This is a genomic window from Pseudomonas sp. Hp2 (genome assembly GCF_006386585.1).
Taxonomy (GTDB): Bacteria; Pseudomonadota; Gammaproteobacteria; order Xanthomonadales; family Xanthomonadaceae; genus Pseudomonas_S; species Pseudomonas_S boreopolis.
In genome coordinates this window covers 104606-118486 of record NZ_VAHJ01000005.1, presented here as the reverse complement: position 1 = coordinate 118486, position 13881 = coordinate 104606, and the positions used below count along the sequence as shown (strand labels likewise).

General features: G+C 69.5%; 10 protein-coding genes, 1 pseudogene and 1 riboswitch. Of the genes and pseudogenes, 5 read left to right on the top strand and 6 right to left on the bottom strand.

What is annotated here, in order from left to right; genetic code table 11:
* Positions 1-22 precede the first annotated feature (22 nt).
* Positions 23-113: riboswitch (glycine riboswitch) on the top strand.
* Between the two features lie 82 nt (positions 114-195).
* The gene (locus FD678_RS15485) at positions 196-813 is read left to right on the top strand and encodes a trimeric intracellular cation channel family protein (RefSeq protein WP_140725637.1); all 618 of its coding nucleotides are present in this window, start codon (positions 196-198) and stop codon (positions 811-813) included.
* A 173-nt stretch (positions 814-986) separates the two neighbouring features.
* Here FD678_RS15485 and FD678_RS15480 read toward each other — a convergent pair whose 3' ends face one another.
* From FD678_RS15480 to FD678_RS15465, 4 genes are all read right to left on the bottom strand, one after another.
* Entirely contained in the window at positions 987-2060 is a 1074-nt protein-coding gene (locus tag FD678_RS15480; protein WP_140725634.1) for a 3-deoxy-7-phosphoheptulonate synthase, read from the bottom strand.
* 322 nt (positions 2061-2382) lie between these two features.
* Positions 2383-5262 (bottom strand): TonB-dependent receptor plug domain-containing protein, encoded by a 2880-nt coding sequence (locus FD678_RS15475; protein ID WP_140725630.1) that lies wholly within the window; start codon positions 5260-5262, stop codon positions 2383-2385.
* A gap of 408 nt (positions 5263-5670) precedes the next feature.
* Positions 5671-7311 (bottom strand): chaperonin GroEL, encoded by a 1641-nt coding sequence (gene groL / locus FD678_RS15470; protein ID WP_140725627.1) that lies wholly within the window; start codon positions 7309-7311, stop codon positions 5671-5673.
* A 124-nt stretch (positions 7312-7435) separates the two neighbouring features.
* The gene (locus tag FD678_RS15465; RefSeq protein ID WP_140725624.1) at positions 7436-7723 is read right to left on the bottom strand and encodes a co-chaperone GroES; all 288 of its coding nucleotides are present in this window, start codon (positions 7721-7723) and stop codon (positions 7436-7438) included.
* A 130-nt stretch (positions 7724-7853) separates the two neighbouring features.
* Here FD678_RS15465 and FD678_RS20885 point away from each other — a divergent pair.
* From FD678_RS20885 to FD678_RS15445, 4 genes and pseudogenes are all read left to right on the top strand, one after another.
* Positions 7854-8036: pseudogene (locus FD678_RS20885) on the top strand (endonuclease); the annotation flags it as partial.
* Between the two features lie 271 nt (positions 8037-8307).
* Positions 8308-8694: a divalent-cation tolerance protein CutA gene (cutA, locus tag FD678_RS20670; RefSeq protein WP_140726183.1), complete on the top strand. Its 387-nt coding sequence runs from the start codon at positions 8308-8310 to the stop codon at positions 8692-8694.
* Between the two features lie 8 nt (positions 8695-8702).
* Positions 8703-10967, top strand: coding sequence for a protein-disulfide reductase DsbD family protein (locus tag FD678_RS15450; protein ID WP_140726180.1), 2265 nt, complete (start codon positions 8703-8705; stop codon positions 10965-10967).
* A 53-nt stretch (positions 10968-11020) separates the two neighbouring features.
* Entirely contained in the window at positions 11021-12319 is a 1299-nt protein-coding gene (locus tag FD678_RS15445; protein WP_140725621.1) for a malic enzyme-like NAD(P)-binding protein, read from the top strand.
* A gap of 133 nt (positions 12320-12452) precedes the next feature.
* On the opposite strand, the gene FD678_RS15440 is transcribed toward FD678_RS15445, so the two are convergent.
* Together FD678_RS15440 and FD678_RS15435 are read right to left on the bottom strand one after the other, a co-directional pair.
* Complete coding sequence (locus FD678_RS15440; RefSeq protein WP_140725618.1) at positions 12453-12911, bottom strand: DUF4019 domain-containing protein; 459 nt, start codon at positions 12909-12911, stop codon at positions 12453-12455.
* A 55-nt stretch (positions 12912-12966) separates the two neighbouring features.
* Positions 12967-13788, bottom strand: a complete 822-nt coding sequence (locus tag FD678_RS15435) for an OmpA family protein (protein ID WP_140725615.1) — start codon at positions 13786-13788, stop codon at positions 12967-12969.
* Positions 13789-13881: the final 93 nt, after the last annotated feature.

Genomic DNA, 13881 nt, shown 5'->3' with positions numbered 1-13881 from the left:
GCCGGCATCCACTGCGTCCACCCACAGCCGATCTGGAGAGAGGCCTTCGATGGCCCGCCGAAGGGGCACGCGGCCACGCCGCCGAACTCTCAGGCAAAAGGACAGCGGGAGCGGCAACCGGTCACCCGAACGCGCCATGGCCGCCATGGCGCGTTCGCGCGTGCGCCGGTCCACGCCCCGACCGGAGCCTTTCGCATGTTGCTGCAGATCATCTACCTCATCGCCATCAGCGCCGAAGCCATGACCGGCGCGCTCGCCGCCGGGCGCCGGCGCATGGACCTGTTCGGCGTGGTCATCATCGCCTGCGTCACCGCGCTCGGCGGCGGCTCGCTGCGCGACGTGGTGCTGGGCCACTATCCGCTGGGCTGGGTGCGCCATCCCGAATACCTCGGCTTCACCATCGGCGCGGCGCTGGTGGCGACCTGGCTGGCGCGCTGGATGCACCATTTCCGCCGCACCTTCCTGGTCCTGGACGGGCTCGGGCTGGTCGCCTTCACCCTGATCGGCTGCGCGATCGCGCGCGGGGCCGGCCACCACCCTGCGATCGTGGTGATCGCCGGCCTGCTCACCGGCGCGTTCGGCGGCGTGCTGCGCGACGTGCTCTGCAACGAGGTGCCGCTGATCTTCCAGCGCGAGCTGTACGCGGGAGTGGCGCTGCTGACCGGCGCGGCCTACCTGCTGTTGCTGGCGGCCGGCCTGCCCGAGGCCACGACCACCCTGGCCTGCCTCGGCGGCGGCTTCCTGTTGCGGCTGGCGGCACTGCGGTTCGGCTGGGAGATGCCCAAGTTCGTCTATCGCGACGATCCGCACTGAGCGGCACCGGATGCCGGCGCCGCCCACCGGCCGGCAAAGCGCGGCCACATGCGGGGCGCAGCATCGATCCCGTCCGGCGATGACGGGTCCACTCTCTCCGCCTCCCGCCGCGCCGGACCGGACGGCCGTGTCCGCGCCGGGCAGGGACCCCCTGCCCGGCCCTTGGCGCCGGCTCAGGCCGCAGCGGACAGCGCGCGGCGGCGGCGGGCGCGCACCGCTTCGGCCAGCCGTTCCAGCACCTGCACCGAGGTGTCCCAGTCGATGCAGCCGTCGGTGATGCTCTGGCCGTAGGTCAGCGCACAGCCGGGGACCAGGTCCTGGCGGCCGCCGACCAGGTGGCTTTCCACCATCACGCCGATGATCGCGTCCTGGCCCTGCTCCAGCTGCCGGGCGATGTCCTCGACCACCTTGGGCTGGTTGTCCGGGTTCTTGCCGCTGTTGGCGTGGCTGGCATCGATCATCAGCCGCGCCGGCAGCCCGTTCTTCTGCAGCACCTGCGCGGCCGCGGCGACGCTGTCGGCATCGTAGTTCGGCTGCTTGCCGCCGCGCAGGATCACGTGGCAGTCCGGGTTGCCCTCGGTGGCCGCGACCGCGGTCTGCCCGTCCTTGGTCACGGCCAGGAAATGGTGCGGGTGCGAGGCCGCGCCCACCGCGTCCACCGCGATCTTCACGTCGCCGCCGGTGCCGTTCTTGAAGCCGACCGGGCACGACAGCCCGGAGGCCATCTCGCGGTGCACCTGGCTCTCGGTGGTGCGCGCGCCGATCGCGCCCCAGGCCACCAGGTCGGCGATGTACTGCGGCGAGATGATGTCGAGGAACTCCACGCCGGCCGGCAGGCCGAGGTGGTTGATGTCGCGCAGCAGGCCGCGCGCGAGGCGCAGGCCCTTGTTGATCTGGAAGCTGCCGTCGAGGTCGGGATCGTTGATCAGGCCCTTCCAGCCGATGGTGGTGCGCGGCTTCTCGAAGTACACGCGCATCACGATCTCCAGCGCGTCGCCGAGCGTTTCGCGCAGCGGGCGCAGGCGCTGGGCGTACTCCATCGCCGCGACCGGGTCGTGGATCGAGCACGGGCCGATCACCACGGCCAGGCGGTCGTCGCGGCCGTGCAGGATCTCGTGCAGCGCCGCGCGCGAGGCGGACACGGTCTGCGAGGCGCGCTCGTCGCAGGGCAGCAGGGACAGCAGCTGCGCCGGCGGCGTCAGCGGTTCGATCTTGCGGATGCGGAGGTCATCGGTATGTGGGGGCATGGCGTCTGGCTCGGTGAGGTTTGGCGGTGTGCCCCAAGGGCGATGGCGGCAACAAAAAAGCCGCCAGTTGCGCTGGCGGCTTTCGGGATGCGTCTGAAGCTTCTTTCTTCAGGGTGAGCGCAATCCTTCCTCCGCCAGCGGCTTCGGAAAGTAGTACCAAAAGTAAAAGCGGGCACGGCTTGCGTTCATGGGGTGCATTGATAGCACGGCTTTTTCGCCATTGCCACTGTTTCATCGGCAACGAAGGCCGCAGCCTGCCTGCAGGAGCGGCCTTTGTGGGAGCGGCTATCGCGGCTGAAGCCGCTCCCACAGGGGTCTTCGTTCAGAAATCGAACACGTACTCGGCCGCTATCTCGCGCCCGATCGAGTCGAACAGCGTGGTGTTGAAGAACGCGTAGCCGTAGTACGCCTCCTTGTGCTTGTAGCCCACGTTGTTGAACACGTTGTTGACGTAGAAGTTGACCTTCATGCGCGGGGTGATGCGGTAGCCGCCGCTGAGGTTCCAGTACCACGCCGGCCCGACCCGGCCGTAGTAGTGCGAGGTCGACTCGCCGTAGTGCGAGCTGGCGCTGTCGGTGACCAGGCAATCGTCGCCGGCCGCCGGCTGGTAGCCGTCGTCGAAGCGGCGGCAGGTGCCCCAGTTGACCGCGCGCGTGGAGCCGAAGCGCTTGGCGTAGACGGTGAAATCCCACGGGCCGCCGTTCTCCCAGTGCGCGCTCGCGCGCACCTTGCTGCGCACCTTCTCGTCGCGCTTGTTCTTGTTCTCGTCGGCGCGGTAGATCTGCTCGTAGTAGGAGATCAGGTTGTTGTAGTCGAGCGAGAACTGCCAGTTGCCCCAGGCCGCGGTGTCGAGCCGGTACTTCAGCGAGACGTCCACGCCCGAGGTCTCGGCCTGCGCCAGGTTGATCGGGCCGCGCTCGATGCCGACGATCCGGCCCTCGGCATCGCGGATCACGCGCGAGACGATGGTGTTGCAGTATTCGGCGCCGCCGGGATTGGTCCAGGCGCCGCCGCTCGTGGTCGTGCCGGTGCGGCAGCCGGCCTCGGCGCTGAGGATCTCGTCGCGGTCGAGGTCCTTGATCATGTCCTCGAGGCGGATCTTGTAGTAGTCGGCGGTCAGCGACAGGCCTTGCGCGATGTCCCAGACGAAGCCCGCGGTGAACGAACGTCCGTGCTCGGACTTGAGGTCCGGCGTGCCGCGGCGGTTCACGTCGATGGTGTAGTAGATGTCGTCGTTCTCGTCGTTGCAGGTGCCGGTGAGGTAGGCGCCGGAGGAAATGCAGCGGTACTGGTCGATCACGGTCTGGCTGGTCGAGCTGGGCTCGCCGAGCACGTAGTGCATGTCCGGCGCACGGAAGCTGGTCGCCAGGGTACTGCGCAACAGCAGCGAATCGACCGGGCGCCACTCCAGGCCGGCGCTCCAGGTGGTGTCGCTCTGCCTGCCGATGTCGGTGGCCAGGTCGGTGGCGTACGACTTGTACGAACCGTAGCGGTCGTAGCGGCCGGCCAGGCTGGCGGTCAGGCTCGCCAGCAGCGGGACCTGCAGTTCGAGCCCGGCCGAGGAACGCAGGCGTTCGCCGCCGCCGCTGTCGACCACGTCGACGTAGTAGCACTCGTTGGCGCAGGGATCGGGCCTGAGCCGGTAGCCCTGCTTGGCCAGCTCCGCCACGGTGGCGAAGCGGATCGGCCCGGCCCAGCCCTGCAGCAGTTCGCCGCTGAGCGTGAAGCTGGCCTGGTTGACCCAGGAATCGGCCGCGTTGTGCGACTTGGCGACCAGGTCGCCGTATTGCGCCGAGGTCAGCGGTGCGTACCAGCGGTCCTCGTCGACGTCGTGGATCGGCGTGCCGTCGGCGGTGGTGCCGAGTTGCGGGCCCAGGAACCAGTCGATGGCCTTCTGCAGATCGACGGTGCGGATGTACTCGTCCACGGTGTAGCGCGAACGGCCGACGCTGAACTCCCAGTCGAAGCGGTCGGCCCATACGCCTTTCAGGCCCGCGCTCAGGTCCCAGGACAGTTCCTTGTTGTAGTTCGCCAGGCCTTCGAAGCCGCCGGCTTCGCGGCGGGTGAGCTGGCGGATCGCGTACAGCGAGCGGTCGCTGCCGGCATCGTGGAACGGCCCGAGGTAGACGTAGGGCGGGTCGTAGGTCCAGTAGCCGGTGCTCTTGTTCACCGACAGCGTGGCCCAGGCCTCGGTGTTCTCGCTGAACTTCCAGGTGCCGTAGAGATAACCGGAATAGTTCTCGCCGCCGCTGCTGAGCAGCCAGTCCTGGTAGTCGTGGGCCATGCCGCAGTAGCTGCCGTAGTTGGTCAGTACGCCGCTGTTCTGGTCGTAGCTCAGGCGCTGCGCATCGATGAACTCGCCGCCGAAGCGTTCGCAGGTACCGGACGGCATCGACAGCCGCTGGGAGTTGTCGGCATCGACCAGGCTCAGTCCGGTGAACGGATTGAAGCCGTACTTGCGGTTCTGCGCGGTCCAGTTCGAGTAGGCCATGTCCTCCTGGTCGTCCATCTGCGGGCGGTCGCGCCCGGTCAGCGGATCGCGGCGGGTGCCCTGCAAGGCGTAGGTCAGGCTCCAGTTGTCGCCGGTGCGGCCGCCGGTCCAGGAACCGTCGAAGGCGTTGCGCCCGCCTTCGGTCGAGGTGCCGCCGCGCAGGCGCACCTGGTCGCCCTGGTAATTCTTCTTGAGGATCACGTTGATCACGCCGGCGACCGCGTCCGAACCGTAGATCGCCGAGGCACCGCCGGTCAGGATCTCGATGCGCTCCACCGCCGCCGACGGGATGTTGCTGTAGTTGGCGAAGTTGCTCTCGCCGCCGTACGGCAGCGGGTAGTCGGCCACGCGATGGCCGTTGACCAGCAGCAGCGTGCGGCCCGGGCCAAGGTCGCGCAGGTTGATCGGCGAGGCGTTCGGGGTGTGCGAGCCCCACTGGGTGTCGGCCTCCACCGAGCCCTGCTGATTCATGCTCGCCAGCGCGTCGTAGACGGTGGCGAAACCCTGTTGCTGGATCTGCTCGGCGCTGATCGCCAGCACCGGCTGCGCGCCTTCGACTTCGGCGCGCTTGATGCGCGAGCCGGTGACGGTCACGGCATCCAGGTCGGTGGCGGACCCGGATGCGTCGGCGCTCTGCGCCTGCGCGGCGCTGGCATGCACGGCGATGGCGAAGGCGACGCCGAGGGCAAGGCGGTGGCTACGGCACTTCATGGGTGGTTCCCCTGCGGAAGAACCGGCGAGGCCGGCGGACATGGTCGCGGTCGCGCAAGCGCGCCTGCCGGCGTCGCCTCCCCTGGCCCGCTGCGCGGGCCGCGCTCCCCGGGCCGAACCTAGGTCCGCGCTGATATCGTTGTCAACGGAATGTCATGCGCATCCGTGCAAACCTGGATGCAGCGCACGCCGCGGATTTGCGCGCGTGGGCAGACCGGCCGCGACGCACCCGGGCAAGCGCGCCGTCCGCATCGGCTGGCAGGCGGTGCGGGCTCCCCCGGACGCAGCCGTGCCGGACGCAGGCGGACCGGCGGTTCCGGCCCGCGGCCGGGCGCGGACAGGGCAAAAGAAAACCCCGCCTCGCGGCGGGGTTTTCCGTACAGCATGCAGCCTGTGGGCCGCGGCGGATCAGAAGTCCATGCCGCCCATGCCGCCCATGCCACCGCCGGCCGGCAGCGCCGGCTCGTCCTTCTTCGGGGCCTCGGCCACCATCGCTTCGGTGGTGATCATCAGGCCGGCGATCGAAGCGGCGTTCTGCAGGGCCGAACGGGTCACCTTGGTCGGGTCCAGGATGCCGAACTCGACCATGTCGCCGAACTCGCCGGTGGCGGCGTTGTAGCCGAAGTTGCCCTTGCCTTCCTTCACCTTGTTCAGGATGACCGAGGGCTCCTCGCCGGCGTTGGCGACGATCTCGCGCAGCGGGGCTTCCATCGCGCGCAGGGCGATCTGGATGCCGTGGGTCTGGTCTTCGTTGGCGCCCTTCAGCTCGCTGATCGCGGCCAGCGCGCGCACCAGGGCGACGCCGCCGCCCGGGACCACGCCTTCCTCGACGGCCGCACGGGTGGCGTGCAGGGCGTCTTCGACGCGCGCCTTCTTCTCCTTCATCTCGACCTCGGTCGCGGCACCGACCTTGATCACCGCCACGCCGCCGGCCAGCTTGGCCACGCGCTCCTGCAGCTTTTCGCGGTCGTAGTCGGAGGAGGTGTCCTCGATCTGGGTCTTGATCTGCTTGACGCGGGCCTCGATGGCGGCGGTGTCGCCGGCGCCGTCGATGATCGTGGTGTTCTCCTTGGAGACCTGCACCTTCTTGGCGCGGCCCAGGTCCTTGATCGTGGCCTTCTCCAGCGACAGGCCGACTTCCTCGGAGATCACGGTGCCGCCGGTCAGCACGGCCATGTCTTCCAGCATCGCCTTGCGACGGTCGCCGAAGCCCGGGGCCTTGACGGCCACGACCTTGACGATGCCGCGGATGGTGTTGACCACCAGGGTCGCCAGGGCCTCGCCCTCGACTTCCTCGGCGACGATCAGCAGCGGCTTGCCGGCCTTGGCCACGCCCTCGAGGACGGGCAGCAGGTCACGCACGTTGGAGATCTTCTTGTCGTGCAGCAGGATGAACGGGTCGTCCAGGTCGGCCGACTGGCTCTGCTGGTTGTTGATGAAGTACGGCGACAGGTAGCCGCGGTCGAACTGCATGCCCTCGACCACGTCCAGCTCGTTCTCCAGGCCCGAGCCTTCCTCGACGGTGATCACGCCTTCCTTGCCGACCTTCTTCATCGCCTCGGCGATGATGTTGCCGATCGACTCGTCCGAGTTGGCCGAGATGGTGCCGACCTGGGCGATGGCCTTGTCGTCGGCGGTCGGCTTGGAGATGTTCTTCAGCTCGGCGACGGCGGCGGTGACCGCCTTGTCGATGCCGCGCTTGAGGTCCATCGGGTTCATGCCGGCGGCCACGGCCTTGGCGCCCTCGCGGATCAGCGCCTGGGCCAGTACGGTGGCGGTGGTGGTGCCGTCGCCGGCGTTGTCGTTGGTCTTGGAAGCGACTTCCTTGACCATCTGCGCGCCCATGTTCTCGAACTTGTCGGCCAGTTCGATTTCCTTGGCGACGGAGACGCCGTCCTTGGTGATGGTCGGGGCGCCGAAGCTCTTCTCGAGCACGACGTTGCGGCCCTTCGGGCCGAGGGTCGCCTTGACGGCGTTGGCGAGCACGTTGACGCCGCGCACCATGCGCGTACGAGCGTCTTCACCGAAACGAATATCCTTGGCAGCCATGTGCTGTTACCTCAGTAAGTGTTCGTGTTTTTGGAAAGAGAAGGCAGCGTTCTTGCGAGGGACTCGCCTTTCAAACCCGGCACACGGATGTGCCGCGCCTCTGCGAGGGACTCGCAATACAGACTCAGCCGACGACGGCGAGGATGTCGTCTTCGCGCAGGACCTTGTACTCGACGCCTTCGGCCTTGTAGGTGCTGCCGGCGTACTGGCCGTAGATCACCTTGTCGCCGACCTTGACGGCCGGGGCACGGACGTTGCCGTTGTCGAGCGGCTTGCCGGCGCCGACGGCGACGACTTCACCCTTGGTGGACTTTTCCTTGGCCGAATCCGGGATCACGATGCCGCCGGCGGAAATCTCGTCGGCTTCGATCGGCTTGACTACCACGCGGTCGTGAAGCGGCTTGATGCTCATTGAAAGACCTCTTAAGTGATTGATTGGTCTGGAAAAGGCTGGTGATGTTAGCACTCGCGCATGTCGAGTGCCAGCATCACGCACGACAAAACCCGACGGATCGGGACTGGCCTGACATGGAGCCGGCCGAATGCCTTTCAAGGGGGGCGGCGGACAAAAAAACGCCGGATCGCGGCGGGGCGCCCGATCCGTCGCGGCGGCCTCGGCCCGGCGGGCCCGACCGGCCTGGCACCAGGCCGACCTGCCGGACGCCGCCGAGCGCGCCCGCAACGAGGTGATCCACGGCGCCCAGGGCAACCGCAATCCCTTCATCGACCATCCCGAGTGGGGCACCGCGGCGCTGTTCACCTCGGCCAGGCCGGCCAGTTGCCAGTTGCCGAACCGACCGCGGCATCGAAGACGAAGGCCCCTCCCCAGCGCGGGGGCCGGGCGAGCGTGCGCCGTTGGCCTCACGGGCCCGCGTCCCGCGCGAAATCCGCGCTGCGGGCGCACGCCTCGGCCCGGGACGCGAAAGGAATGTTCCAACTGCAACGGGCCCGCGCTCGGCTGCCCCGCGCGCAGCGAGCCGGTACACTCGCGGACCCATGCCTTCCCCGCCCTCCACCTCCCCGGCTGCGAGCCCCTCGCAAGAGCGCCGCACGCCTTCCCCGTGCGAAGTTCTCGTCCTGCTCAGCACCTGCCCGGACGCCGCCAGCGCCGAGCGCATCGCGCATGCGCTGGTGTCCGAGCGGCTGGCCGCGTGCGTGACGCAGCTGCCCGGCGCGCGCTCGACCTACCGCTGGCAGGACCGGATCGAACAGGGCGAGGAAGTCCAATTGCTGATCAAGACCACCGCCACCCGCCTGCAGGCGGCCATCGAGCGCCTGCAGGCGCTGCATCCGTACGAGCTGCCCGAAGCGATCGCCCTGCGCGTCGAGGACGGGCTGCCGGCGTACCTGGCGTGGATCGACGACGAGACCCGCAGGAAATGAATGTCCCGATGACCCTGTTGCGCCGCTTCGTCACGCTGTGCGCGTTCATGCTGCTGCCGCTGTCCGCGCTGGCCTTCTCCGAGAAGGACCTGCTGCCGGTGGACCAGGCCTTCGAACTCAGCGCCCGGGCCACCGCGCCGGGCCGGGTCGAGCTGCACTGGAAGATCGCGCCGGGCTATTACCTGTACCGCCATCGCATGGGCGTGGGCGAGATCCCCGGGTTCAAGCAGAACCCGTTGCAGTTGCCGGACGGGCACAAGAAGCACGACGAGTTCTTCGGCGAGGTGGAGACCTATCGCGACGAGGTGACCGCGGTGCTCACCGGCGCGGCCGCCGACGGCGTCGACGCGCTGCAGCTGGAGGTGCGCTACCAGGGCTGCGCCGATGCCGGCGTGTGCTATCCGCCGCAGAAGCGCCGCCTGGAGGTCAGGCTGCCGGGGCCGGGCACGGCCGCCGCGCTGCCCTCCGGCACCCTGCCCAGCGCGGGCAACACCGCGCCGTCGCCGCTGGCCTCGCGCCTGCCCGGTGCCGGTGTCGCCAACCTCGCCGGCGTGGAGGCGCTGCCGCTGCCGGCCGAGCAGGCGTTCGAGTTCGAGGCGATCGCCGGCGACGGCAACACGCTGCTGCTGCGCTTCACCCCGGCGCCGGGCTACTACCTCTACCGCGACCGCACCTCGCTGGCGCTGGAAGGCGTGGCCGGCATCCGCACCGGCGCGCCGCAGTGGCCGCCGGGCAAGCCGCACCGCGACGAGCACTTCGGCGACGTGGTGGTGTACTTCGACCAGGCCGAGGTCGCGCTGCCTCTGCTGCGCGACCGCACCGACGCGGCCGACATCACCCTGGTGGCGACCTTCCAGGGCTGCCAGACCGACGGCATCTGCTATCCGCCGATGACGCGCCGGGTGAAGCTGGCGCTGCCGGCCGGCAAGCTCTCGCCGCCGGACCAGGCCACCGCCGCGCCGCTGCCGATCCCGCCGCTGTCCGGCGCCGGCGCCGCCACGGACAAGGCGCCGGCCCCGCCGCCGGATGCCTCCGCCGGCAATGCCGGGCGCAGCCTGCCCCCGCATGCCGAGCGCAACCTGGTCGCGGTGCTGGTGCTGGCGCTGCTGGGCGGGCTGGTGCTCAACCTGATGCCGTGCGTGCTGCCGATCCTGTCGCTGAAGGTGCTCGGACTGGCGCACAGCGGCGAGAGCCGCGCGCGCGCGCGCAGCCACGCGCTCTGGTACTCGCTGGGCGTGCTGCTGTCGTTCGCGGTGATCGGCGCGCTGGTGATCGGCCTGCGCGCGGCCGGGCAGGCGGCCGGCTGGGGTTTCCAGCTGCAGCAGCCGTGGTTCGTCGCCGCGCTGGCCTACCTGATGTTCGCGGTCGGCCTGAGCCTGACCGGCGTGTTCACGCTCGGCGGCAACCTCGGCGGCATCGGCCAGTCGCTGGCGTCGCGGCGCGGCCCGGTCGGCGATTTCTTCACCGGCGTGCTGGCCTGCGTGGTCGCCAGCCCGTGCATCGCGCCGTTCATGGGCTCGGCGCTGGCCTATGCGTTCACCGCCCCGCCGCTGCTGGCGATGCTGGTATTCCTGGCGCTCGGCCTCGGCCTGGCGCTGCCGTTCCTGTTGATCGGCTTCGTGCCGTCGCTGGCGCGGCGCCTGCCCACGCCCGGCGCGTGGATGGAAACGCTCAAGCAGGTGCTCGCGTTCCCGATGTACCTCACCGCGATCTGGTTGCTGTGGGTGCTCGGCAAGCAGCGCGGCGTGGATGCGATCGCGCTGGTGCTGGTCGGCGCCACGCTGCTGGCGCTGGGACTGTGGTGGTTCGAGCGCAGCCGCTGGCAGAGCCGCCGGCTCGGCATGGCGCTGTCCACGCTGATGCTGCTGCTGGCGCTGGTGCCGGTGTGGGGGGTGACCCGCCTGCACGCGCCGGTCGCCGCCGCCGAGGCCGGCGAGGTCGCCTACTCGCCGCAGCTGCTGGACCGCCTGCGCGCGGACAACCGCGTGGTGTTCGTCAACATGACCGCCGACTGGTGCGTGACCTGCAAGGCCAACGAGAAGAACGTGCTGAGCAGCGCCGCGTTCCGCGACACCCTGCGCCGGGTCGACGCGGTCTACATGAAGGGCGACTGGACCAACGTCGATCCGCAGATCAGCGCCTTCCTCGAACAGCACCAGGCGGTCGGCGTGCCGCTGTACGTGGTCTACGGCCCCGGCACGCCGCCGACCGTGCTGCCGACCGTGCTGACCGAAGCGGTGGTCGAGGACGCGCTGCTGCGCGCCGCGCGCTGAGCGCGGGCCCTCGCCCTACCGCACGACGATTTCCCCTCCCACGCGAATCCTCCATGTCCTCCGACAGTCCATCGACCGCTTCCCGCACCACGCCCGACCAGCGCCAGGCCGCGCTCGACTACCACGAGTTCTCCCGCCCCGGGAAGATCGAGATCCGCGTGACCAAGCGCGTGGCGACCCAGGACGACCTCGCCCTGGCCTATTCGCCCGGCGTCGGCTACGCCTGCGAGGCCATCGTCGACGATCCCGGCCGCGCGCACGCGCTGACCGCGCGCGGCAACCTCGTCGCCGTCGTCACCAACGGCACCGCCGTGCTCGGCCTGGGCAACATCGGCCCGCTGGCCGGCAAGCCGGTGATGGAAGGCAAGAGCGTGCTGTTCAAGCGCTTCGCCGGCGTGGACGCGTTCGACATCGAACTGGACGCCAACGACCCGGACAAGCTGGTCGAGATCGTCGCGGCGATGGAGCCGACCTTCGGCGGCATCAACCTGGAGGACATCAAGGCGCCGGAATGCTTCGCGATCGAGCGCGCGCTGCGCGAGCGCATGAAGATCCCGGTGTTCCACGACGACCAGCACGGCACCGCGATCGTGGTCGGCGCGGCGGTCAGCAACGCGCTGCACATCGTCGGCAAGGCGATCGAGGACGCGACGCTGGTGGTGTGCGGCATGGGCGCGGCCGGCGTCGCCTGCGTGGACATGCTGGTCTCGCTGGGCCTGAAGCGCGGCAACGTGCTGGCGGTGGACCGTTCCGGCGTGATCCACAGCGGCCGCCAGAACCTGGACCCGAGCAAGGCGGCCTACGCGCGCGACACCGACAAGCGCACCCTGGCCGAGGCGCTGGAAGGCGCCGACATCTTCCTGGGCCTGTCCGGCCCGGGCACGCTGACGCCGGACATGCTCAAGACCATGGCGGCCTCGCCGATCGTGCTGGCGCTGGCCAACCCGTATCCGGAAATCCTGCCCGACGACGCGCGCGCGGTGCGGCCGGACGCCCTGGTCGGCACCGGCCGCTCGGACTTCCCGAACCAGATCAACAACGTGCTGTGCTTCCCCTACCTGTTCCGGGGCGCATTGGACGTCGGCGCCAGCCAGATCAACACGGCGATGAAGGTGGCCTGCGTGAACGCGCTGGCGCGACTGGCGCGCGAGCACGTCGACGCCGAAGGCCGCAGCCTGTTCGGCCCGGACCGGCTGATCCCGCACCCGCTCGACACCGAGCTGCTGGTCGAGCTGCCGGCCGCGGTGGCGCAGGCCGCGATCGACAGCGGCGTCGCCACTCGCCCCCTGCACGACCTGGACCAGTACCGCGAGCGACTGCGCGCCCTCGCCGAATCGCTGGCAAGGGACTGAGCCAGGCGCATCGGCGCCGATACGGAGCCCCGGCCCGTGGTCGCCACGCGCCGGGGCTCCTGCTTGATGTCCCCGGACAGCGCCCTACCAGCGCGAGGGCGACGAGAAGAAATCCCTCCTGCAAGGGACCTGGCTACGGCTGCACCGCATACCCGGAAAACCGCCAAGCCCCATCCTCGTCCAGCCTGAACGACACCAACTCCCGCACCGGCGGCTTGCCCGCGAACTCCGTCAGGAACTCCGCCGACGCATACAACCCCGCCGGCAACGCCTTGCCGTCGCCCGACTGCCGGCGCACCGACAGCCAGTTGCGGCTGACCACCTTCCCCAGCGGCTGGCGCGACTTGTTGATGCCGGCGACGAACGCATCGCGCGCCACCGATTTCTTGGTCACCGACGACGCCTCGTTCCACAACTGCGCCGGCTGCCCGGAGTCCACCACCGTCACCACCCGCAACCCCGCATCGCGCACCGCATTGGGCTCGATCGCGCCCGGGATCGGGCGATTGGCCTGCGCCTGCGGTTGCTGCGCCGCCGCCGCGCCCGTGGCGAGCAGCAGCACAATGCCGATCGTGGAAAAGAACCTTTTCATCGAAACCCCTTCTGTTGAATGAATCTGTTGGCGCCGTGCGAACGACGCGACGGGACTACCTGAAACCGGCGACGATCACCTCGACGCGGCGATTGGGCTGCAGGCATGCCACCAGTTCGTCGTGCGGCAGCGAATCGGCGCACTCCTTCACCGGCTGCGACTCGCCCACCCCGTACGCGCTGAGCGCGCGCGCCGCCACGCCACTGTGGATCAGGAACATGCGCACCGTCTGTGCGCGCCGTTGCGACAGCGCCTGGTTCGCGCTCTCGCTTCCTATCCGGTCGGTATGCCCGACCACCTGGATCATGGAGGCCTCCGAGTCCTTCAACTGGCGCGCGATGGACTCCAGCTCGCTGCGCCCCTGCGGCAGGATGTCGTCCAGGCCCGAACGGCCGAAGGCGAACAGCGCGTCGGCGGAAAGCTCGAAGCGCGTCGGCGCGGCCACCGATGCCGCCGCGGGGGCGGCCTCGAGCACGTCGGCGCACGCGGCGGGCGCCCAGTGGAAGCTCTGGCCGTGGTAGTCCTTGTCGAAGATCACCTTGTACTGGCAGGTGACGATCTTGCCGCCCTGGCGGAAATGGAAGAGGTAGTCCCATTCGCGCGCGGAGAAGCCTTCGCGGAAATGCGGCCGGCCGACCAGCTCGTACAGCTGGTCGCGAGTGACGCCCGGGCCGACCTGGCGCAGGCTCTCGGGATTGGGGAAGGTGCCTTCCTTCAGCACGATCCTGTCGAGGGGCGGGAAGACCACCTCGCCCGCCTGGCCTTCGGGCGTGATGTCGCGGCTCACGTGGCGCGTGCAGGCCGCCAGCGCACCGGCCGCGAGGAGCGCGCACAGCGCGAACCGGATGACCTGCACGGAGTTGTTCCTGATGTTCATGGCGTCTCGCCTCTTCAGTGTCGTCTCTGGATATCGGCGTTCGCCGGATGCCCGGCGCCCGGGATGCGCGCTTGCGCCGCCGCGCGACGGGCC

Coding starts and splice junctions, on each gene's coding strand:
- FD678_RS15480 (WP_140725634.1), bottom strand. CDS start 2,060: ATGCCCCCACATACCGATGACCTCCGCATCCGCAAGATCGAACCGCTG.
- groL (WP_140725627.1), bottom strand. CDS start 7,311: ATGGCTGCCAAGGATATTCGTTTCGGTGAAGACGCTCGTACGCGCATG.
- FD678_RS15435 (WP_140725615.1), bottom strand. CDS start 13,788: ATGAACATCAGGAACAACTCCGTGCAGGTCATCCGGTTCGCGCTGTGC.
- FD678_RS15485 (WP_140725637.1), top strand. CDS start 196: ATGTTGCTGCAGATCATCTACCTCATCGCCATCAGCGCCGAAGCCATG.
- FD678_RS15440 (WP_140725618.1), bottom strand. CDS start 12,911: ATGAAAAGGTTCTTTTCCACGATCGGCATTGTGCTGCTGCTCGCCACG.
- FD678_RS15445 (WP_140725621.1), top strand. CDS start 11,021: ATGTCCTCCGACAGTCCATCGACCGCTTCCCGCACCACGCCCGACCAG.
- FD678_RS15475 (WP_140725630.1), bottom strand. CDS start 5,262: ATGAAGTGCCGTAGCCACCGCCTTGCCCTCGGCGTCGCCTTCGCCATC.
- FD678_RS15450 (WP_140726180.1), top strand. CDS start 8,703: ATGACCCTGTTGCGCCGCTTCGTCACGCTGTGCGCGTTCATGCTGCTG.
- FD678_RS15465 (WP_140725624.1), bottom strand. CDS start 7,723: ATGAGCATCAAGCCGCTTCACGACCGCGTGGTAGTCAAGCCGATCGAA.
- cutA (WP_140726183.1), top strand. CDS start 8,308: ATGCCTTCCCCGCCCTCCACCTCCCCGGCTGCGAGCCCCTCGCAAGAG.